The sequence below is a fragment of the Shewanella seohaensis genome, from assembly GCF_023283775.1.
GTDB classification, from domain to species: domain Bacteria; phylum Pseudomonadota; class Gammaproteobacteria; order Enterobacterales; family Shewanellaceae; genus Shewanella; species Shewanella seohaensis.
Genome location: NZ_JAKILE010000006.1, coordinates 1 through 21,079, shown reverse-complemented (window position 1 = coordinate 21,079; position 21,079 = coordinate 1). Strand labels below are relative to the sequence as shown.

At 47.0% G+C, this 21,079-nt stretch carries 18 protein-coding genes and 1 other RNA gene; 12 read left to right on the top strand and 7 right to left on the bottom strand.

Annotation, left to right across the window (positions count from 1 at the left end; genetic code table 11):
* Positions 1–1,701, top strand: coding sequence for a toxin-antitoxin system YwqK family antitoxin (locus L2713_RS08545; RefSeq protein ID WP_248967605.1), 1,701 nt, complete (start codon positions 1–3; stop codon positions 1,699–1,701).
* Positions 1,702–2,067: 366 nt separating this feature from the next.
* Here L2713_RS08545 and ssrA read toward each other — a convergent pair.
* Together ssrA and smpB are read right to left on the bottom strand one after the other, a co-directional pair.
* Positions 2,068–2,422: a transfer-messenger RNA gene (ssrA, locus tag L2713_RS08540) on the bottom strand.
* A gap of 72 nt (positions 2,423–2,494) precedes the next feature.
* Positions 2,495–2,986, bottom strand: coding sequence for an SsrA-binding protein SmpB (gene smpB / locus L2713_RS08535; protein ID WP_011623527.1), 492 nt, complete (start codon positions 2,984–2,986; stop codon positions 2,495–2,497).
* 253 nt (positions 2,987–3,239) lie between these two features.
* Here smpB and L2713_RS08530 point away from each other — a divergent pair, with 253 nt between their 5' ends.
* Together L2713_RS08530 and L2713_RS08525 are read left to right on the top strand one after the other, a co-directional pair.
* Positions 3,240–3,677, top strand: a complete 438-nt coding sequence (locus L2713_RS08530) for a type II toxin-antitoxin system RatA family toxin (protein WP_011623526.1) — start codon at positions 3,240–3,242, stop codon at positions 3,675–3,677.
* Positions 3,667–4,002, top strand: coding sequence for an RnfH family protein (locus tag L2713_RS08525; RefSeq protein ID WP_011623525.1), 336 nt, complete (start codon positions 3,667–3,669; stop codon positions 4,000–4,002). The genes L2713_RS08530 and L2713_RS08525 overlap by 11 nt, the downstream gene beginning before the upstream one ends.
* 75 nt (positions 4,003–4,077) lie before the next feature.
* Here L2713_RS08525 and L2713_RS08520 read toward each other — a convergent pair whose 3' ends face one another.
* Positions 4,078–4,569 carry an outer membrane protein assembly factor BamE gene (locus L2713_RS08520; protein ID WP_248967604.1) on the bottom strand — a complete coding sequence of 164 codons (492 nt, stop codon included), beginning with the start codon at positions 4,567–4,569 and terminating at the stop codon, positions 4,078–4,080.
* A 403-nt stretch (positions 4,570–4,972) separates the two neighbouring features.
* Between L2713_RS08520 and L2713_RS08515 the strand changes: the two genes are divergently transcribed.
* The 5 genes from L2713_RS08515 to L2713_RS08495 all read left to right on the top strand — a co-directional run bounded on the left by L2713_RS08515 (position 4,973) and on the right by L2713_RS08495 (position 10,088).
* A complete protein-coding gene (locus tag L2713_RS08515; protein ID WP_248967603.1) occupies positions 4,973–5,764 on the top strand; it encodes an SAM-dependent methyltransferase in 792 nt (263 codons plus the stop codon).
* Positions 5,765–5,808: 44 nt separating this feature from the next.
* The gene (locus L2713_RS08510) at positions 5,809–6,069 is read left to right on the top strand and encodes a hypothetical protein (protein WP_248967602.1); all 261 of its coding nucleotides are present in this window, start codon (positions 5,809–5,811) and stop codon (positions 6,067–6,069) included.
* Between the two features lie 22 nt (positions 6,070–6,091).
* Complete coding sequence (locus tag L2713_RS08505) at positions 6,092–6,304, top strand: hypothetical protein (protein WP_086904596.1); 213 nt, start codon at positions 6,092–6,094, stop codon at positions 6,302–6,304.
* A 63-nt stretch (positions 6,305–6,367) separates the two neighbouring features.
* Complete coding sequence (locus L2713_RS08500) at positions 6,368–8,095, top strand: tetratricopeptide repeat-containing diguanylate cyclase (protein ID WP_248967601.1); 1,728 nt, start codon at positions 6,368–6,370, stop codon at positions 8,093–8,095.
* Positions 8,096–8,318: 223 nt separating this feature from the next.
* Positions 8,319–10,088, top strand: a complete 1,770-nt coding sequence (locus L2713_RS08495; protein ID WP_248967600.1) for a monovalent cation:proton antiporter-2 (CPA2) family protein — start codon at positions 8,319–8,321, stop codon at positions 10,086–10,088.
* Between the two features lie 68 nt (positions 10,089–10,156).
* Here the strand turns inward: L2713_RS08495 and L2713_RS08490 are convergent, their stop codons facing one another.
* Positions 10,157–12,628: a TonB-dependent receptor gene (locus tag L2713_RS08490; protein WP_248967599.1), complete on the bottom strand. Its 2,472-nt coding sequence runs from the start codon at positions 12,626–12,628 to the stop codon at positions 10,157–10,159.
* A gap of 835 nt (positions 12,629–13,463) precedes the next feature.
* Here L2713_RS08490 and aceB point away from each other — a divergent pair.
* The 3 genes from aceB to L2713_RS08475 all read left to right on the top strand — a co-directional run bounded on the left by aceB (position 13,464) and on the right by L2713_RS08475 (position 17,322).
* Positions 13,464–15,113, top strand: coding sequence for a malate synthase A (gene aceB, locus L2713_RS08485; RefSeq protein WP_011626816.1), 1,650 nt, complete (start codon positions 13,464–13,466; stop codon positions 15,111–15,113).
* A gap of 143 nt (positions 15,114–15,256) precedes the next feature.
* Positions 15,257–16,579: an isocitrate lyase gene (gene aceA / locus L2713_RS08480; protein ID WP_248967598.1), complete on the top strand. Its 1,323-nt coding sequence runs from the start codon at positions 15,257–15,259 to the stop codon at positions 16,577–16,579.
* A 374-nt stretch (positions 16,580–16,953) separates the two neighbouring features.
* Complete coding sequence (locus L2713_RS08475) at positions 16,954–17,322, top strand: acyl-CoA thioesterase (protein ID WP_011623516.1); 369 nt, start codon at positions 16,954–16,956, stop codon at positions 17,320–17,322.
* 37 nt (positions 17,323–17,359) lie between these two features.
* Here L2713_RS08475 and L2713_RS08470 read toward each other — a convergent pair whose 3' ends face one another.
* The 3 genes from L2713_RS08470 to yiaY form a co-directional block, all read right to left on the bottom strand.
* Positions 17,360–17,572 carry a hypothetical protein gene (locus tag L2713_RS08470; RefSeq protein WP_086904377.1) on the bottom strand — a complete coding sequence of 71 codons (213 nt, stop codon included), beginning with the start codon at positions 17,570–17,572 and terminating at the stop codon, positions 17,360–17,362.
* Between the two features lie 327 nt (positions 17,573–17,899).
* Positions 17,900–18,274, bottom strand: a complete 375-nt coding sequence (locus L2713_RS08465) for a cytoplasmic protein (protein WP_086904376.1) — start codon at positions 18,272–18,274, stop codon at positions 17,900–17,902.
* Between the two features lie 691 nt (positions 18,275–18,965).
* Positions 18,966–20,114, bottom strand: a complete 1,149-nt coding sequence (yiaY, locus tag L2713_RS08460; RefSeq protein ID WP_088210573.1) for an L-threonine dehydrogenase — start codon at positions 20,112–20,114, stop codon at positions 18,966–18,968.
* 327 nt (positions 20,115–20,441) lie between these two features.
* Between yiaY and L2713_RS08455 the strand changes: the two genes are divergently transcribed.
* Positions 20,442–20,918 (top strand): MarR family winged helix-turn-helix transcriptional regulator, encoded by a 477-nt coding sequence (locus tag L2713_RS08455; RefSeq protein ID WP_248967597.1) that lies wholly within the window; start codon positions 20,442–20,444, stop codon positions 20,916–20,918.
* Positions 20,919–21,079 lie beyond the last annotated feature (161 nt).

Below are 21,079 nucleotides of genomic sequence, written 5' to 3'. Positions count from 1 at the left end.
ATGAGAGCCTTATTACTATTATCTGCACTATTCCTGTCGTTTAATGTGTTGGCTGAACGCATCTTACTCGACGAACAATGGCAGCCTAGCGAGGTGCCTAGTGAAGCAATTTATTACCAGAAACAGCTAGCGACTGAGCAAGAGGGCGTGTGGCCAGTAACGCTTTTTTATGTAGAGACGGATAAACCCGTTTTTAAGGGGACAGTCAACGGCCCCAATTTAGCGGAGAGTGTTATCGTCGGTGATTTCGAATTTTATCACCCCAATGGTCAACTCTCTCGCAAGGGACGTAGCGATGCACAAGGGCGTTATCAGGGAACGCATCTGTATTACTGGGAAGATGGAACACGCTCAGGTGAGTACCAATATCTGAATGGCAGGCTCCACGGTGAGCAAAAACGTTACCACACCAATGGTCAATTACGCGACCATCAACATTATGCGAATGGAGTGGAGTCAGGATTAGCGCAAAGTTATTTTGACAATGGCCAGCTGCAAACACGGGTAACCTATGGCGCTAAGGGAATGGAAGGCTTATATGAAAGCTTCCATAGCAATGGTCAGCCCGAGCAAACCGTGAATATGGTGGCGGGGAAGAGAGAAGGCGAGCGCCTTTACTGGACAAAAGAAGGCTGGTTATTCACTAAGGAGTTTTATCTTAAGGGGAAATTACACGGTGAAGTGTTGGTTTACCAAGCCGCTGATGTGCCTAGAGAAATTAAACATTATCAGCATGATAAGCAGGTAGGGATACAACAACGTTTTGATCCGCAAGGGCGGTTAGCCCAGCAGCAGAAATACGATGCACAAGGCCGTGAGATTCAGGATATAACCTATGCGAGTGCAGGCCATGTAACCTCCCAAATTGACACTCAATATCTCGCGAAAGGCCATATAACCAACGAGCAGCGCTTCGATGAGAGCGGAAAGCTAACTTATCAATATCAGCGCGATACCGTAAAAGACTGGAGTCTGCGTCAGCGTTTTGATGGGACAGGCTCGCTGCTTGAACGAGAAGAGCGAGTTAAAGGCAGCTACGAAGGGGTGTATGTCGGCGCAGGTTGGAATGGCTCTCTCTGGCGGATAAATTACAGTAAAGGCAAAATGCACGGCGCGTATCGTGAAGATAACGCCGAAAACGGCAGTTTTGTCACTGGGCAATATCAATCGGATCTAAAGGTTGGTAAGTGGGTCACCCAAAATCCTGATTCGACGCGTATCGAACAGTTTAATTCGCAAGGACAGCTCAACGGCGAGCAGAGCGATATCGCCGCCGACGGCACGGTAATGTATCAAGCGTTTTATCAAAACGATAAGCTGCATGGCGCTTTTTTACAGCGAGGCTTCGATAAACAACTGCAAGCTCAAGGGCAGTACGTTAACGGCCAGCGTGAAGGCAAATGGTTAGTACAAGACGAGAGCAGCTACAGCGAGGTGAAGTTATGGCACGGCCAATACCAAGCGGGGCACGAAGTGGGGCCGTGGCGAGCCATGTCCGCTAACGGCCACTTATTGGGTACGATGCAATACGATAACAAAGGCCTTTTGCAAGGGAAAAGCTACAGCTTCAATGAAGACGGCAGCCTGCAGCGAAGCGAAGAGTATGTCGATAACCAGTTACACGGCAAGTTGGTCTACTACTTCAACGGCGAAGCCTCATCTGAATACCATTATCAAAATGGTGTCGATGTGGGCCAATAACGTATCTGTACTCGCTCAGATCTAAACTGGCCGAGCCCATTTTTAGTGGGCCGCTGTCAGTTTGGATTTGAGCTAAATTTTTCAGCCTCGGCAATCCCCCACAACTGCCTGTCCATCGAAATATATCTCTTGAGTAGTCCCATATGCAGCTATATTGGCCATATCTTGATGCATTTGGGGTTGTTTACAAAATAAATAATCAAAGTGCATTAGTTAAACTAAAAAATGCACAAGGTCATCTTTTGGGTACAAGAAAATAATGAGCATTAAATCTTAAGAGCTAAGTGGGCAATATCCCGATGTAGCCATTTTGTGGCCACTGAAAAGAAAAAGGACTTAGCATCTCTGCTAAGTCCTTGTTTTATTTGGTGGAGGCGGCGGGACTTGAACCCGCGTCCAGAAAACCTACATCCAAGGCGCTACATGCTTAGTCTTTCTATTGTTTAACCGTTTGAACTCCGAAAGACAGGATCCCACACGGTGAGTCCGGTACTGTTTCGCGGTTCACCCCCGGACAGGGTTCCCTCGCTAGCACGATGTGAGATGACCATCAAATCCACTGCCCATGTGCGAAACGTGTGGTAGATGGCTAGCGGCATTAAGCGGCTAGAGCGTAGTTATCGTCGTTTGCAACTATAACTTTGCGGCTTTTAACGAGGCCAACCGCCCCTCGGCATGCTCCCAGGGTTTCGTGAATCCTGTCGAATCCAGAATCGCCCCCAAGAAAGTTGATTGTAACTCGTAGCGTGGCGATAACCTAGTATCATTTGCTGCAAGTTCAATCGTTTGTTCATTATCCGCGCGTTTTTTCCTTTTTCATTACGCGGGCTTTTTCCACTTCCCACTCACGCGCTTTAGTATCCTCACGCTTGTCGTGGTCTTTTTTACCTTTACCTAGGCCGATTTCCACTTTGACCCAAGCCCCTTTACGCCAGTACATGGAGATAGGGATAATCGAGTAGCCTTGGCGCTCAACAAGACCGGCTAATTTGTCTAACTCTTTACGACTTAAGAGTAATTTCTTCAGTCGAATCGGGTCGCACACCACATGAGTGGAGGCGGTATTGAGCGGAATTATGGTACAGCCGTGCATAAAGGCTTCGCCATTTTTTAAGAAGACGTAGCAGTCCGATAGGTTCACTTTACCCATGCGGATAGACTTCACTTCCCATCCCATGAGGGAAATGCCAGCTTCCATTTTTTCTTCGAAACGGTATTCGAAGGTTGCGCGCTTATTTCGTGCGATTGTCGCAGGCGCGGCTTTTTTTGAGTTTTTCTTTACCATAGTGGCGCCATTATACGCACGGTGAATCAATTTGAAATGGATATAAGGGTTTATTTGAGCTATTTCAAGCCCTCATCAATTTATTGCTGTTTTTTTATGCGGTTTTGCTTAGTCATCATAGGGATATGTGAGGGGTGCGTTTTTTAAGTATCGTGGTAGAATCCAAACCAATTTTGTTCGCTTCCCTAGAGATTAGGGCGCGCGGAGTTCGCTTGAGACAGCGTGTTTACTTAGATTGAGAGTGCCAAGCCCTATGCCGCAAATTTCTCGGAGTGTGTTAGTTCGTTTTAGTGCGATGCAAATGTATGATTTAGTCAATGATGTTGAGTCGTACAAAGAGTTTTTACCCGGTTGTGTTGGCGGTAAAGTGCTTGAGTTTGATGGTAAAACCATGGTGGCCTCGGTCGATGTGAGTAAGGCGGGGATCCGTAAGACCTTTACCACGCGCAATCAGGTGGTGCCGGGAAAGAGTATCGAGTTAAGACTTGAAAATGGGCCTTTTAAACACTTATTCGGCCAGTGGCGTTTTACCGAGTTAACGGAAGATGCCTGTAAGGTGGAGTTTGACTTAAATTTCGAGTTTTCCAGCTCATTGGTCGATATGGCTTTTGGTAAAGTGTTTAATGATCTTATGGTGTCAATGGTGACGGCATTTACCAGCCGCGCTAAGGTAATTTACAGTGACAAATGAAGCAGATAAGTTCGTCGTCGATGTTATTTATGCGCTGCCGACTCAGCAAAAGGTGATTTCGGTTAGCGTATTGCCCGGCACGAGCGCAATTGACATAGTGCGTCAGAGCAATATGGTGAGTTTTTTCCCTGAGATTGATTTAGAAACGGTAAAGCTTGGGGTGTTTAGCAATGTGGTTAAGCATGACCAAGTGATTTTACCGGGGCAGCGAGTGGAGATTTATCGCCCGCTGATTGCCGATCCTAAGGATGTGCGCCGTCGCCGTGCCGATAAGGCCAAGGATGAAGGTCGTGCCAATAAAGTGACCGGTGGACGGGTGTCTTAATCTGTCTGCAATACGAACAAACAAAAAGCGCCATGGGCGCTTTTTGTGTTTAAGGCAAGTGTTAAACCCGTGTGCTTACTTGATTGGCTTTTGAACTTGCGCTTCGGTTTGATTTTCTTTCACTAATGGCTTTTCATCTGGGCGCTGTGCTGGCACGAGTGGCGCAGACTCAGCGGTGCTGGCCATAGGTAACTTACTCTGTTCAAGCGGCGTATTAAACTCTGGGCTTAATTCATAGTCGCCCTTCACTAAGCTTAATTTGTTACCAGTAAAGTGCAGGATCAGTTCTTTGTGGGTAATGCTCGCATCACGGCCACTCTTATAGTGGTAAACATAATACCAAGTGTCATCGGCAAAGCTGTCACGCAATACTGGGCGACCAAGAATGTATTCGGCCTGCTCTTTGGTCATGTCGATACGCAACTTTTCAACCTGTTGCGGCTCCATGTAGTTGCCTTGCGGAATATCGGGCTTATAGACCAGCCAATCAAACACGCTACAGGCACTGAGCGAAACTGAGAGCGCAATGGCACTCAGCAGGGTAAGACTTTGCTTTTTATTGATCATTGTATGCGCTACTTCTGAAAATCTGGCGGCCATCATACCCAAGCACTCCCCCTTATGACAAGGGTAATTGGGCGTTGCGGCGCTTATCGTTGCAATTGTGTGAGTTTTCGACCTAAGCGGCGCGTTTTAGTTCGCTGTGAGTGAAGATTTTTATGCTGATCATTGCGCTTAAATAAGCTGCCCCGCGGTAAATTGCGCTGAAAAACCGTAAAGTTAAGCAAAGTCGAAATAGTCATGTAGCAATGTTGTGAAAACATGGGTAAAGTTGTGAAAGTGTTTTACTTTGATGGTGTTAGCATTTTTTCGCTACTTTAGGGAGTAGCATAGGGTTTAGCGGTTGCTATCAAGGTGACGGTTTGAGTTCATCAATAAGCCTGCGGCAGTGCATTTTTAGGAGAGACCATTGGGAACACTCGTTTGTGTGGGTACGGGGTTACAGCTCGCGGGACAAATTAGCGTATTAAGCCGCAGCTATATTGAACATGCCGATATTGTATTTTCACTCTTACCCGACGGTTTCTCGCAGCGTTGGTTGACGAAGCTCAACTCCAATATCATCAATTTGCAGCAGTTTTATGCGCAAAATGGTGAAGTTAAAAATCGTCGAGACACCTACGAACAAATGGTCAATGCCATTCTAGATGCGGTGAGAGCGGGTAAAAAAACCGTGTGTGCACTCTATGGTCATCCGGGGGTATTTGCCTGTGTATCCCATATGGCGATAACTCGCGCCAAGGCCGAAGGGTTTTCGGCCAAGATGGAGCCGGGGATTTCGGCCGAAGCTTGCCTGTGGGCCGACTTAGGGATTGATCCTGGTAACTCGGGGCATCAAAGCTTTGAAGCCAGCCAGTTTATGTTTTTCAACCATGTGCCCGATTCCACCACCCACTTATTACTCTGGCAAATCGCGATTGCGGGCGAACATACCTTAACCCAATTTCATACCTCGAGTGATAGGTTGCAGATCCTCGTGGAACAGTTGAACCAATGGTACCCGCTCGACCATGAGGTGGTCATATACGAAGCGGCCAATTTGCCAATCCAAGCCCCGCGTATCGAGCGTTTACCCTTAGCGAATTTACCCCAAGCGCACTTAACACCGGTTAGTACGTTGTTAATTCCGCCAGCAAAAAAGCTAGAGTACAACTATGCTATTTTGGCTAAGTTAGGGATCGGTCCCGAAGATTTGGGCTAAATTGAAGTGTGATACTGAGTCATTATTAACAATAAGGAAAAAACATGTCTGCATTATCGGATTTTTTTACCCAGTTAGGCCAAGATGCGCAGTTAATGGAAGATTATAAGCAGAATCCCGAGGCGGTGATGCGTGCCCATCGATTAACTGATGAAGAAATTAACGCTGTAATGACTGGGGATATGGAAAAGCTCAAAGCGTTAAGTGGCGATAGTAGCTATCAGTCTTACCTTATCATTTCACATGGTAACCTTTTAGGTTCGGATTTAGTGACCAATGTTAGAGCTTTTGGCTGTGCAGCCTAACTAGTAATCGCAAGGAGAAAATATGTCTGCATTATCGGATTTTTTTACCCAGCTAGGCCAAGATGCGCAGTTAATGGAAGACTATAAACAGAATCCCGAGGCGGTGATGCGTGCCCATGGATTAACTGATGAAGAAATTAACGCTGTAATGACTGGGGATATGGAAAAGCTCAAAACGTTAAGTGGCGACCAAGACTATCAAGCCTTCTTATTAGTGAATCATGGTAATAATTAACTTATCTTGAAACGGTTACGTTGTGCCCTATTAGCCATCTTTGCTTTGTGTTCGACAGCATTGATGGCTAACTCTCTCGATTTTGATCAGGCACTCAATGAGCTTGATGTATTACTGCAATCTGATCTTAGCGCTGCGCAGAAAAAACTGGCCGAATATGAGACTGCATTTAGCAGCTTAACCCCAACACAAAAAGGCAGACTAAGAATTGACAGAGCCATTAGTTATATTTTTGTCAGTGAATATGCCAAAGCGTTAGACGATCTGCATCAGGCCGAAACCTTAATCACAAGTTCTGAATTATTAGCGTCAATTTATAGTTATCAAGCCACGGTCTATATAGGGATGCGTGACTATGACAAAGCTTTGTCGGCAGTTGCCAAAGCATTAGCCCTAGTGGTGAATATCGATGATGTTACGATTAAACGTCACTCCTATCTAAGAATTGCCAATATTTATTCTGAAATGGACGCTTATAGCGATATGGGCCTCTATGCCAATAAGGTGTTACAACTCGCTCAGGAAACCGATGTCCGCGATATTTGCCACGCCAAATTGCTGCGGGCGATTTACTTGCTCGGTGTGAAAAGTCCTGACGCCTTCGATGCCTTCGAAGATAGCCGTCAATATTGTGATGCGAAGCAATTTCCCCTTTTAGCAACGATGTCGATGAAAGGCAAAGGGATGGTTTTGCAGGAGCGGGGTGACTATTTAGATGCGAGAGCGATTTTGCTATTAACGTTAAAAGGGTATGAAGCTTTCCAATTTCAATTAGAAATCAGCCATGTGAATGCACTACTTGCCGAGAATTACTTTGCAACGGGTGAGCTGGTGCAAGCAAAAAGTCACGCTGTTAAGGTGCTCACATTTCCCGATGATAATAGTTATATCGAACATAAGCATATTGCCTACAAAGTGTTTGCCGAGTTGATGGCGGCGGACAAACAATTTGAGCAAGCCTATGAATACTCCAGAAAAGAGCAACATTATAATCAACTGATTTTTGATGAGTCGAAGATGAAAACCCTTGCTTATCAGGCGGCTAAGTTTAATGCCGATGAGCAGGCGCGTGAAATCAACTTGCTAAATAAAGAACGTGAACTTTATATCGCCCAGCAAACGGTAAAAGAACGTGAGTACACTAATATGCTGATGTTTATCACGATATTAGTGGGCGGGCTGTTTTTCCTCGCGATTTTGTTAGTCGTGGGCAATTTGCAAAAACGGCGTTTTATGCGCATGGCCAGAATGGATGCATTGACGGGTGTGCTTAACCGTGGTGCAGGGCAAGATCTTGGCGAAAATCTGTTTGTGCAAGCCGCTGCCCGAGGGGGCGATTTTTGTGTGATTTTATTCGACTTAGATCATTTTAAACGGATTAATGATTCCTACGGCCATGGTACGGGTGACTGGGCGCTGAAAAAAGTCGTTGAGGCGTTAAAACCCCATGTGCGCAATGGCGATGTGTTTGCTCGGATTGGCGGTGAGGAATTTGCACTATTCTTGCCTTACGCCAATGAATCTAAGGGGATGGAAGTTGCCGAACAATGCCGAAGCCGAATTGAAGCCATTGATACGCATCTGTCGGGGCATAAATTTACTATCACCGCGAGCTTTGGGGTCAGCGGTATGACAAAAGAAGACTTAAGCCTAGACCCTCTGCTGCACCGTGCCGATATGGCACTGTATGCCGCAAAATCGAATGGCCGTAACAGTGTATTTTGTTATGAGGACGCTTTAGCCTCCGATAAACGCGCCACCAATATTACCAGTCAGTTGGCAAGGCAGTAGGGTACGAGTTGTATTGTCTGTGTAACTGACTGTTTAGGTTAATGTAACGCGGTTTTCTTCTTTTGTTTTTTCGGTTATTTCTTGCGTTTTCTCGATGATTTTTAGGTCAATTTTTCACACTTTTTCCTGCCTAACTAGAGTATGATTGCCAGCGGTAGCCGAAGCTTTTTTCGCTTAAGGTCATACCCCTATTTTTGCCTTTCGCTAACGTTGTGGAGCCCTAATGGAAGAGTCGAGTCTGCTCACTTCTGTACTGTTATTTTTATTGGCCGCGGTGATTTTTGTACCCTTGGGCAAACGTTTTGGCGCAGGACCGATTCTGTCTTATCTCGCTGCCGGGGTGATTTTAGGGCCTGGCGGCATGGCGCTGGTGTCTGATCCCGCTGCCGTGCTGCATTTTGCCGAGCTGGGTGTGGTATTGATGCTGTTTGTGCTCGGGCTTGAACTCAACCCGAGCAAGTTATGGGAGCTGCGCAGCGCCATCTTTGGTCTCGGCAGTGGTCAGTTACTCCTTTCTTGGGCGGCAATTGGCGGTTTAGCTTGGGGATTTGGCTTATCCGTTGAGGCAGCATTAGTGGTGGGCGCGGCGTTATCCTTGTCATCGACGGCTTTTGCGGTGCAGTTGATGAGTGAACATAGACTGCTGACCACCCCGCTGGGCCGCGATGCCTTTGGGGTGTTGTTGATGCAAGATCTCGCAGTGATCCCCATGTTGCTATTAACCGCTTACCTTGCGCCTAATTCGGCCCAGATTGAGCACCATGCGGTGCCTTGGTATTGGACTTGTGTGGCATTAGTGGGCTTTGTGTTGGTGGGCAAATATCTGTTGCCGCGGTTACTTAAACTTGTTGCCAGTAGCGGGGTTCGTGAGGTGTTAACCGCCTTTGCATTATTGCTGGTGATGGGCAGCGCCGAATTGATGGAGTGGCTGGGGCTATCGGCGGGTATGGGGGCGTTTTTAGCCGGAATTATGCTGGCGAACTCCAGCTACCGACATCAGCTCGAAACCGATATCGAACCTTTTAAGGGCTTACTGCTTGGACTGTTTTTTATGGCGGTCGGCATGAGTATGGATCTCAAGCTGTTTTTAACCGATCCTTTACTTATCCTCGCGATTTTGCTGGGCATGTTACTGATTAAGACTCTCGTGCTGATGCTGCTTGGACGTTTACGACACCATACATGGCGCCCGAGTATTGCCCTAGGGCTTATCTTGGCCGAGGGCGGTGAGTTTGCCTTTGTGCTGCTGTCGCAGGCGCAATTATCCAGCATAGTGGATGATAAAATCGCCCAAATCTTAGTGCTCGCCATTGGTTTATCCATGGCAGTCACACCGATGATTTTCACGCTATTTAGAGCCACTAAACCTAAGGTGGTGGATACTCGTTTGCCCGATACCATTAATGTGACTGAGTCTGAGGTGGTGATCGCCGGATTTGGGCGGGTAGGGCAGATCACTGGGCGGATTTTAGCGTCATCGGGCATTCCGTTTGTGGCCTTAGATAAGGATGCCAGCCATGTGGATGTGATCCGCAAATACGGCGGTGAGGTCTATTTTGGTGATGCCAGACGTTTAGATATGTTGATGTCGGCCGGGATTGCGCGCTCGCGCTTGTTGCTGCTGGCCGTTGATAATGTTGAGGATTCGATTGAAATTGCCCTGCAGGTGAAAACCCATTTCCCCCATATCAATATTGTCGCTCGGGCGCGGGACCGTAACCACGCGTATCGATTAATGAGCCTTGGGGTGACCGATGTGTTCCGTGAAACCTTTGGTTCGGCTTTGTCTGCCAGTGAGAAGATTTTGCAGGGCTTAGGCTTATCACAGGTACAAGCCAATGAAAGGGTGAAGATTTTTGCCGAGCACGATAAAAAGCTGGTGATCGCCAGTGCTGCCCATCAGCATGATTTAACCAAGCTGATTGATTTATCCACTAAGGGGAAAGCCGAGTTGGAGTCGCTGATGCGTGGTGACCGGGAAAACGTCAGTTAAGTCTGCCAGCTAAAACAACAAGAGAGCCTATTGGCTCTCTTGTTTGTTTATGGGCTTAAGGAAAACGCTTAGAAACTGTATCTATATTGCAGCTTCACATTACGCTCTTCGCCCGGCATGCCACCGAGGAACATCGCCTTGCTGTAATAGTCTTTATTGAATAGGTTGTTGATATTCAATTGTAACTTCCAAGAGTCGGTGGCGTAGCTGATGGCAGAATCCACTAAGGTGTAGCTCGGCACATAACCATCTGGGATGCCAAATGAGCTTGAGTGTGTGCTTCTATCATCCACATACTTGGCGCCTAAACTCAGCTCAATAGGGCTTGTTAAGGCAAACCAGTCTGCACCATAGGTTATCCAAGCACTGGCGGTCACATAGGGCACACCTTTTTGACGGCTGTCGTAGTTGGCTTTGTCATTTGGGTTTTGTTTATCCCTAGCGTCTTGATACATGCCGTTAAGGTTGATGCGCCAGTTATCGTTTAAGTGGGCATTGAGATCCAGCTCGACCCCTTGGGTATCTTCGCTGCCATCGTAAAAGTACACGGGCACCTCGGCACCAGACACGCCAGCGTTATAGTCTGGGTTGTTGTAAGGCACATTAGTGCGTGAGCTTTTAAAGAACACCAGTGATGCTAGCATCTGATCGTCAAAGGCTTTAAAGCGCATGCCGAGATCGTTACTGACGGATTCTGAGTCTTCGCGGTCGGTATTTTCCCCCGTAATTGAGCCTAAGATGCTATAGGCGGTGCGGCCCTTTGAGTGATTAACGAAAAATGATAAATCATCAATGGGCATATAAGTTAAGCCCAAGTTGTAGGTCACACCGTTATCTTTGCTATCTTCCTCTGGAGTGGGGCTCGCTTGACTCGCGCTGTAGCGCTCATCCACACCTAAGTGCTCATAGCTCTGTTTGATTTCGTTAAAGGCCACGCCAACGCGGGTGGTAAAGCCATAACCTAAATAACCCACATGTTGCACGCCTAAGCCCCAAGCGCTGACTTTTTTGTTGTAGTTGGCGGTTTTGAGTGGATCGTAGTCGGCAAATTTCCCCGTTCCCCAGTTTGGATTGCGGATATCGTAAATGTAAGGCAGCGAACCACGGTAAATCACTTCGCCTTGTTTGTTTTTAATGACTTGATCCGCATCGTAAATCGAGAATTGCTCGAGGCGAATGTTGCGATCTTCGTAGTTAGCGTTCACCAGTAATTCGTTGTCGATATTGCCGATTTGGAAGTCGTAACGTAGACCGGCAAAATACTGCCATGAGGTTTCTTCGGCATCGAGTTGGCGGTATTCCTGACGTCTGGCTGCAAAGGGATAGAGCACGCCATTTTCAACCAGTGGCGCGCGGGGATCTTCGTTAATCACATCAGTCGATACGCCGCCAACCTTGATTTTACGCTTCCAATACACATAGTTGTAAGCCCCTGTTTGACGGGCAAAACCTGTAGTGTAGTCGCGATATTGCAACTGCTGGTTGAGGAACAGATTATCGGTAAAGTAGATATTGTGGGTCAGCTTGAACCTTAATTCTTCACCTTCGTTATCCTTTGCCATCGGAGAAATTAATCCCGCGTCACCGAAGGAGTAGGGAGTTAAACCATCACCACTGGCGAGTGATGCCGCTAATTGCTGACGCTGCTCATCGGTTAGCTGTATGCCTTGACCCTTAGGATCGTTAATCAAATCTTGCCAAGTGACTTCGCCCGCGGTTTTGCCACCGACAGAATCGGCATTGTAGATACGGATTGGATGGCCGATGGAGTCAACGGCAATGGCGTCTTTGATATACGCGCCGGATAGCATCAGATCTTGGCTGTCACTTAATACCCATTTGAGTGAGCCGAACACTTCATCACGGTCGGCGCCTAAATCACGGTAGCCTTCACTGCGGGCGGTTTTGGCGACTAAGCGGTACGCAAGATCATCGGTAATTCCACCCGTGCTGTCGACGGCGAGCGAGTAGGTATCCCACTGGCCAACTTCTGTGGTGATTTTGTGTTTGGATTCAAATTGCGGTTTCTTTTCAATCAGGTTGATCACGCCGCCCGCGCTGCCCATGCCATAGAGTCCAGTCGCTGGCCCCTTTAAAACCTCCACGGATTCCACATTGGTTAGGGAGCGAGTGGGGTTAAAGGTATTGCCAAGGCCGGCACCACCATACATGCCGTCATAGGTGTAGTTTGCGCCGAGGCCGCGAATCACTAAGTTATCCCCAATGCCGTAGTTATTGCCCGCTTGAGTCACCCCGCTGATATTGCGAATCAAGTCCTGCAGATTGTCGACTCCTTGGCTGTTAATCAGCTCCTGGTCAACGATAACAACCGCCGCAGGGGTTTCCATTAAGGACATATCTGACTTAGTCGCAAGTCCTGAGTTTTTCACCACAGAGTTTTGTCTGCCATATACCGTTATACGCTCGACGTTTTCATCGCGAGCTGAAGGTGTGTCATCGGCGTAGGTTGTGTGTGGTAAAGCACTGAGGCAGGCGAGTGCAATAAGCGATAAGCGAAATACAGGCTGTAATACTGGCATTGAAAGTCACCCAATCAGAAAGGTCGCGAATGATAATGATTTTCATCTAGTTTGCAACCCCTTGTTTGGCACTTAAAAGACCATGAACCTTGGTTATCTTTACATATGAAATACGGTTAACTGTGTTGGGGATAAAGACCTTCACTATCACTTGCTGCCCTCATTTGAAGCAATGCTGGGTCAGATTTCTAATTTGTTTCATTTTTTTTATAAAAAAGTGATTTATTTTTTGGGTTAACCACATCGACTCGGGTTTTTGATCGAGAAACATAACCCGTGATCCCTGTCACTCTCCCCTTACTTGTTCGACTGTTTACGTAAACGTAATAGTTAAACGGGTGTTTAAATTTTTAATCTGTTTCTATTTTGTTAATTGATTGGTTTTGTTGATTTTTACCGCTTTCCTCCGGGTGGAGTTCAAAACGCGCACAGGTTTCTACTTAGGTCGAATAGGTTAAAAATGCTGTATGGCTAAGTTTTCAGTAGGTAATTAAATTACGTATAAAATTACATGGCGCTTGTAGTGGTAAAGTTGTCTGACAAATTTCACGATAAGAAAAATCTTATTTAGCTAAAATTTTTAAAGCTTTTATTTATCAGTTGCTTGCACTGAGTTTTTAGTCTTGGTCAGACCAATTTTGAGAGGTTTTTTGGTCAAATTTTTTAGCGGTTATGGCACTTTTGGATAGTTGCAAATACAAATGTTTGTCTGTAAGTTTTGGTTCTAAACGAACATTTGAATGTTTTGTGGTGAATGTTTGTACATGTTACTCATGTCTTTGCTGGTAACGGGTCGTAAACGAGCAAAAGGTTAGCCTCTTGGGAGGGCGAGAAGATGACGGAACACACTTTAAGTGAACAGCAATTGAATTCGACACAGAATAAGGCCACTGCGAATGGCACTCTGGCCTTAGTAGGAAATACCATCCCGGGGCAGGAGGTGATTTTTACCGAAGGCGCGCTGGCGTTGCTTGAGTCACTTTGCCGTGAATTTGCGACAGAAGTGCCCACCTTACTCGCCAAACGTAAAGATAGACAGGCGCGTATCGATAAAGGGGCTTTGCCTGACTTTTTACCCGAGACTCGCGCAATTCGTGACGGTGCATGGAAGATCCGCGGCATTCCGAATGACTTACTCGATCGCCGTGTCGAAATCACCGGTCCCGTCGAACGTAAGATGGTGATCAATGCGCTTAATGCCAATGCCAAAGTGTTTATGGCGGATTTTGAAGACTCCTTAGCACCGAGCTGGCAGAAAGTCGTGGAAGGTCAGATTAACCTGCGTGATGCTGTGCGTGGTGAGATTGAATACACAGCGCCTGAAACCGGTAAACACTACAAGTTAGGCCCAAATCCTGCGGTATTAATCTGCCGTGTGCGTGGCCTGCACTTAAAAGAGAAGCACGTTGAATTTAACCAGCAGTCCATTCCCGGCGCGTTATTCGACTTTGCGATGTACTTTTACCATAACTATCGCCAATTGCTGGCGAAGGGCAGTGGTCCTTACTTCTATATTCCTAAACTCGAGAGCCATATTGAAGCGCGTTGGTGGGCAAAAGTGTTTGCTTTTGTTGAAGAAAGATTTTGCCTACAGCCTGGCACAATCAAATGTACTTGTTTGATTGAGACCTTACCCGCAGTGTTTGAAATGGACGAAATTCTCTATGAATTACGCTCAAACATTGTCGCGCTGAACTGTGGTCGTTGGGACTATATCTTCAGCTATATCAAAACATTAAAGCGTCATAGCGACCGTGTATTACCGGATCGCCAAGCGGTGACCATGGATACGCCTTTCTTAAGCGCCTATTCAAGACTGCTGATCAAAACCTGCCATAAACGTGGCGCACTGGCGATGGGCGGCATGGCGGCCTTTATTCCAGCGAAGGATCCCGCTCAGAACGAAACCGTGTTGCAACGGGTACGTAAGGACAAAGAGCTTGAGGCTCGCAATGGTCACGATGGGACTTGGGTCGCTCACCCTGGTCTTGCGGATACGGCAATGGGGATCTTTAACGAATACATAGGCCAAGATCATCAAAATCAATTGCATATCACCCGTGATGTGGATGCACCGATCCTCGCCGCAGAGTTATTAAAACCCTGTGATGGTGAGCGCACTGAGCAAGGGATGCGCCTGAATATTCGCATCGCTCTGCAATACCTTGAGGCGTGGATCAGTGGTAACGGTTGTGTGCCGATTTACGGATTAATGGAAGATGCGGCAACGGCGGAAATCTCCCGCGCCTCGATTTGGCAATGGATCCAACATGGCAAGTCACTCTCAAACGGCAAACCCGTCACTAAACAATTGTTTAAGGACATGCTGGTGGAAGAGTTAGCAAATGTGAAAAAAGAAGTGGGCGGTGACAGATTCACCCACGGCAAATTTACCCAAGCGGCTGTATTGCTTGAGGATATTACCACTTCGGATGAATTGGTCGATTTCTTAACCTTACCCGGTTACGAGATGCTAACGGCTTAATGATTAGCGTTTTAATGCTGTAACACTGAATGCGTTTACATGGAATGCGTTATGGCGGTCAAGCCGCCAATTAAACCAATGGGCAGGGTGAGGCTGTGGGGCAGCTTCACTTGCTACAACATCACAGAGAAAGGAGTGACACTATGACTAAGGCAACACAGACTTCACGTCAGGCACAGATTGACGCGATCAAAAAAGATTGGGCTGAGAATCCACGTTGGAAAAACGTCCGTCGCCCATACACTGCAGAGGAAGTTGTGGCACTTCGTGGTTCTATCGTACCCGAAAACACCATTGCCAAACGCGGTGCTGCTAAACTGTGGGGTTTAGTCAACGGTGGCGCAAAAAAAGGTTATGTGAACTCGTTAGGAGCACTGACTGGCGGCCAAGCGGTACAACAGGCTAAAGCCGGTATCGAAGCGATTTACCTGTCTGGTTGGCAAGTGGCTGCCGACGCTAACTTAGCGGGCACTATGTACCCAGACCAATCTTTATACCCAGCAAACTCAGTGCCTGCTGTTGTAGCCCGTATTAACAACTCTTTCCGCCGTGCTGACCAAATTCAGTGGAGCAATGGGGTTAATCCGGAAGAAGAAAACTTTGTCGATTACTTCCTGCCGATTATTGCCGATGCGGAAGCGGGTTTTGGTGGCGTACTGAATGCGTTCGAGTTGATGAAGTCGATGATCGACGCGGGCGCTGCCGGTGTGCACTTTGAAGACCAATTAGCCTCAGTGAAAAAGTGTGGCCATATGGGCGGTAAAGTATTAGTGCCGACCCAAGAAGCGGTACAAAAGTTAGTTGCGGCGCGCCTTGCAGCCGACGTGAGCGGTGTTGAAACCTTAGTTATCGCTCGTACCGATGCGAACGCGGCGGATTTACTGACCTCTGATTGCGATCCATACGATCGTGACTTCGTGACTGGCGAGCGCACCAGTGAAGGTTTCTACCGCGTAAAAGCGGGTCTGGACCAAGCGATTTCTCGCGGTCTCGCCTACGCACCGTATGCGGATTTAATCTGGTGTGAAACCGCTAAGCCTGACTTAGAAGAAGCACGCCGCTTTGCTGAGGCAATCCATGCTCAGTACCCAGACCAATTGCTGGCCTACAACTGTTCACCTTCGTTCAACTGGAAGAAAAACTTGGACGACGCGACGATTGCGCGCTTCCAACAAGCGCTGTCGGACATGGGCTACAAGTACCAGTTCATCACTTTAGCGGGTATCCATAACATGTGGTACAACATGTTTGACCTGGCTTACGACTACGCTCGTGGTGAAGGTATGAAGCATTATGTTGAGAAAGTTCAAGAAGTTGAGTTTGCAGCAGCGAAGAAAGGCTATACCTTCGTCGCGCATCAACAGGAAGTGGGCACTGGTTACTTCGACCAAGTCACCACAGTGATCCAAGGCGGTCATTCATCGGTGACGGCGCTGACTGGCTCGACCGAAGAAGAGCAGTTTTAAGCGAAGTCTGTTGTAACGCGAATAGGTTCTACCCGTAAGATGTTGTACCCGTAAACCCTGTGTTTAGCTGCATTGCAGCTGTTGTCCCCCGTGCAGTTCGCCTACATGTGCTGCACGGGTTTTTAAGTCAAACCTTGTGACTTAACTTCCTACCCAGTCAATACATTGCTTGCCTGAGCTTGGCGACTCTCTGAGTCGCTATTTTTTTATCTAATTGATTATTCTGGTGCAACTCTGACTCGAGTTGGTGCAGTTTTTTAACCGTTTTACAAAGACTTAATGCTATCTCATTGTTATTCAATGGCTATTTATCTTGGCCTAAATAATGCTGTGAATTGGCTGTAAAACTTGGCATTCACAGTGAGGTCACCGTCATGAAATATTACAGTCGTCGTTTAGTCAAACCTGAACATTTAAATCCTGCAAATACCCTATTTGGCGGCCAGTTATTGAGTTGGATTGACGAGGAGGCGGCCATCTTTGCTGCGTGCCAGATGAAGAGCTCCAGCCATGTGACTAAGCTGATTTCTGAAATCAATTTTATGACGCCGGCGCGGCAGGGGGATGTGTTGGAATTTGGTTTGGAGCTTGTCAGCCTTGGGCACAGTTCCATTACGGTCAGTTGCCAAGTACGTAATAAGATGACGCAAGCGCCAGTAGTTAGTATCGATAAGATGGTGTTTGTAAACGTGAATGCCCAGGGCTTACCCGTGCCCCATGGTATTCGAGCCAATGCGGCCTAAGTATTGAGCCCCGATAAAGCAGAGTGACGCATGGGCGTCACTCTGAATCTTTAGTGAGATCTTCTTTGACCGATTTCACCGCATCCCGTGAGGCATGACCAATGGCTTTGGTGGTGTCGCGGGTGGCGTGACCAATCTCTTTTGTCACATCTTTAGTGGTGGTGCCAATGGCGCGACCCGCATCCTTTAAATCGGCGCAGGCTGTGGTGGCCAGTAGCAGTGGTAGTATTAACAGCATCGCTTTTTTCATTGTACTCATCCTGATAACGCACGTTTGTTAGGCAAGATACCAAATACTGCTGTACCGCGCCTTAATAATCTGAAAATCCAATTATCGGAGCTCCAATCTTTGTAGCCCAATTATTAGATGAGAGATAATGCATAAGTTTGCTTGAGTAAAGATGAAATGTCTTCATCCAAGTTAACGAGGCGTGGGTCTGTGGCGGATGAGTGACGGTTTAGAATGGATTGGTTAACAAGGTGAGTAAAACAAAATGCCAGAGTATTAACTCTGGCATTGTTACTATTTCACTTAGCGATTAACCGCTTATGTGACATGTGACTCCCAAGCAAAAGATTATGAGGCTTGGTCGAGTTTCGCTAAACGCTGCTGATAGTCATCAATCAGGTGCTGCATAATTTCTTCTGGGGCGGCATCGTCGCAGCAGGTATCGAGGAAGATTTTAAAGGTGACCAGCGCATGACCATCATTTTTAAGCCTATCACTTTGCATGGAGAAGTAGGCTTCTTCATTGTCGGCTTTGCGGACTACAAACTTACTGGTTTCGAAGGATTTACTGCCTGAGAGTTCGTGCCATTTGGTGATACGGTTTAAGGCAATTTCACTGGATTGGTTTAATTCGATGTGGTTTAACCAACTCACTGGATGTTCGGGATCTTTGTAATGCGGACATCTAACTGTGTAGTTATATACATGAGTAATTGCTGTCATAGCGTACCTACCTGTTGAGGATGTTGCTGCCATCATAGGCATCGTTTTTGAATTCGGTCAATCATTAATTGCGCTGATATCGCCCGAGTTAAATCACAGTTTTTACAAGTGTTTTTGGTTAAAAATGAGTCAGTTAATTCATTTCCATTCAGTGTTATTTAGCATGAGTTTTTAACGAATATCTATGTGCTATCTCTCAGTTTTGCACTCAAATTCGTTTTTGCTTAATTACTGCGCAATAAAGCAGCAAATAAGTGACAGGATCTACATGGTGCCGTGAGCCATTAAACAGTAGCAAATTATTGGGAAGGTGTAGGGACGGGCGCTAAAAGGGACAGAGGCCCATTCCTTAGAATGGGCCTCTGAGCTGGCTTCATCTTTTGCAGGGAAAAAGCGAACTGGAGCCAGTCTAGCTGATTTGTAACAGCATGTAACCCACCAAGATCACGTTTTTACGCTATTGGGCCGATTTTTCGATCTATGGGATCCCAACTGCCGAAGATTAAGGCGCTACGGCGGCTTTTTACATTATGCCGTAGTGCAAAATTGGCTGGATCAGCCCAAAAGAAAGGCCCAAACAAGATCCCTTGTTTGGGCCGATTCTCATGTCGTTAGCTTGCGCTAGCCGAACAACATCCTGTCAATTGGCGCGCGACAGACTGCGTTAATCCGAATGCTCTATAACGCGGGTTTATAACGCGTTAGTGAAGATCTGGCAGATCTCTTCATGGGTTGCCTGTTTAGGGTTAGTGAAACCACAGGCATCCTTTAAGGCGTTTTCGGCCAGCGTTGGAATATCTTCCGCTTTAACCCCGAGTAACGTCAGGTTTTCTGGAATGTTTACCGCAACGGATAGGGCCTTAATGGCGGCGATCGCCGCCGCAGCACCTTGTTCATCGGTCATATTGGCTACATCGACACCCATCGCCTTAGCAATATCTTTTAAGCGATCTGGTACCACTTTGGCGTTGTATTCTTGTACATGGGGTAATAACAGGGCGTTACATACACCGTGGGGCAGATCGTAGAAACCGCCCAATTGGTGCGCCATCGCATGCACATAACCTAAGCTGGCGTTGTTGAAGGCCATCCCCGCTAAGAATTGCGCATAGGCCATCTGCTCACGGGCTTCAATATCTTGGCCTTGTTTTACCGCATTCACTAAGTTGCCTTGGATAAGTTCAATGGCCTTAATGGCGCAGGCATCGGTGATTGGGTTCGCAGCGATAGACACATAGGCTTCAACCGCGTGGGTCAGCGCGTCCATACCTGTTGCAGCTGTGAGGCTCGCTGGTTTTTTCAGCATCAGCTCAGGGTCATTCACAGACAGTAATGGGGTGGTGTGTTTATCGACAATTGCCATTTTGATATGGCGAGCTTCGTCAGTGATGATACAAAAACGGGTCATTTCACTGGCGGTACCAGCAGTAGTGTTAATGGCTACTAATGGTAGTTGTGGCTTAGCGGATTGGTCTAACCCTTCATAGTCTTTGATGCTGCCGCCATTGGTGGCAACTAGGGCGATACCCTTAGCGCAATCATGGGGTGAACCACCGCCTAATGAAATCACAAAATCACATTGATTGGCTTTTAATAGCGCAAGACCGGCTTCGACGTTACCGACGGTTGGGTTGGGTTGCACGCCATCAAACACGGTTGAAGTAATGCCGTTTTGACCGAGTTTTTCGGCCACTTCACCGACCAGACCAATCTTGACGAGAGGCTTATCCGTCACGATTAACGCGCGTTTAAAGCCTAAGGTTTTGATATCTCCGATAGCATCATCGACGGCGCCTTTGCCTAATACGTTGACGGAAGGGATAAAAAATTTAGCAGCCATAAGTCCACCTATTTGCTTGTAAATTAAATTTGTTTCTTTCTGGTGACCAAGCTACCAATTAAGGGGTATGCAAGATGTGATCTAGATCGGCTTAGGCAGTTTATTGAGGTGAAATTCCCACTAAAGTTGGAACTAGATAACTAAATAATGAACTTTTATGACAGGGATCAGGCTTGATATACGCTATGTTTTTTAAGGTTTTTTTCAGCTTTTACTTGTTTAGTTATCCTAGGACGAATGTGCGATAAAATTACCCGCCGAGGTGAGTTGTGGCTGAGTTTCTGGTAAGGTGCGGCCGTTGGGTTGATGAGGAGCACGCGAAGCACGATGGAAAAATACGAACAACTGCTGATTTCACTGCGCAGGGTGATCCGCGCTATCGACATTCATTCCCGGCAACTCAATAAACATTCAGGCCTGACGGGGCCGCAGTTGATGGTAATGCAGAAAATTGCCCAGCTCGGCGCTCCCTTAGCCAAACAGGTGGCCGAAGAAATCACCCTCAGTCCAGCCACTGTGACGACAATTATTGATAGGCTCGAAGGGCGGGGATTAGTTATCCGCAAACGCAGCGAGTCCGATAAGCGCAAGGTGCATTTACATTTAAGTGAGGCGGGGCGGGCATTATTGCAAGAGTCGCCTAAACCGCTACAAGAGCACTTTATAAAGCAATATCAACATCTTGAAGAGTGGGAACAGAGTCAATTGCTCTCATCGGTGGAGCGCATTGCCGCCATGATGGACGCCGATAAAATTGATGCCGCGCCTATGCTGTTGGTGGGTAAAATTCAAGGGGACGAATAATCCCCTTTCGGTGCTAAATAATACAAAAGCACTGTATCTACAGTGCTTTGTTATTGTCATCCCAAAACCACCGCCTCTGGCGGTGGTGATTGTCCCTTAAGGCTATAGCCTGAATAACGCCCATGTTAAAAGAGACCTTCTTATTCACCACAAGTAAGAGG

Coding starts and splice junctions, on each gene's coding strand:
- L2713_RS08545 (WP_248967605.1), top strand. CDS start 1: ATGAGAGCCTTATTACTATTATCTGCACTATTCCTGTCGTTTAATGTG.
- L2713_RS08490 (WP_248967599.1), bottom strand. CDS start 12,628: ATGCCAGTATTACAGCCTGTATTTCGCTTATCGCTTATTGCACTCGCC.
- aceA (WP_248967598.1), top strand. CDS start 15,257: ATGACTAAGGCAACACAGACTTCACGTCAGGCACAGATTGACGCGATC.
- smpB (WP_011623527.1), bottom strand. CDS start 2,986: ATGGTAAAGAAAAACTCAAAAAAAGCCGCGCCTGCGACAATCGCACGA.
- L2713_RS08495 (WP_248967600.1), top strand. CDS start 8,319: ATGGAAGAGTCGAGTCTGCTCACTTCTGTACTGTTATTTTTATTGGCC.
- yiaY (WP_088210573.1), bottom strand. CDS start 20,114: ATGGCTGCTAAATTTTTTATCCCTTCCGTCAACGTATTAGGCAAAGGC.
- L2713_RS08455 (WP_248967597.1), top strand. CDS start 20,442: ATGGAAAAATACGAACAACTGCTGATTTCACTGCGCAGGGTGATCCGC.
- L2713_RS08500 (WP_248967601.1), top strand. CDS start 6,368: ATGGCTAACTCTCTCGATTTTGATCAGGCACTCAATGAGCTTGATGTA.
- L2713_RS08530 (WP_011623526.1), top strand. CDS start 3,240: ATGCCGCAAATTTCTCGGAGTGTGTTAGTTCGTTTTAGTGCGATGCAA.
- L2713_RS08510 (WP_248967602.1), top strand. CDS start 5,809: ATGTCTGCATTATCGGATTTTTTTACCCAGTTAGGCCAAGATGCGCAG.
- L2713_RS08465 (WP_086904376.1), bottom strand. CDS start 18,274: ATGACAGCAATTACTCATGTATATAACTACACAGTTAGATGTCCGCAT.
- L2713_RS08475 (WP_011623516.1), top strand. CDS start 16,954: ATGAAATATTACAGTCGTCGTTTAGTCAAACCTGAACATTTAAATCCT.
- L2713_RS08505 (WP_086904596.1), top strand. CDS start 6,092: ATGTCTGCATTATCGGATTTTTTTACCCAGCTAGGCCAAGATGCGCAG.
- L2713_RS08470 (WP_086904377.1), bottom strand. CDS start 17,572: ATGAAAAAAGCGATGCTGTTAATACTACCACTGCTACTGGCCACCACA.
- L2713_RS08520 (WP_248967604.1), bottom strand. CDS start 4,569: ATGATCAATAAAAAGCAAAGTCTTACCCTGCTGAGTGCCATTGCGCTC.
- aceB (WP_011626816.1), top strand. CDS start 13,464: ATGACGGAACACACTTTAAGTGAACAGCAATTGAATTCGACACAGAAT.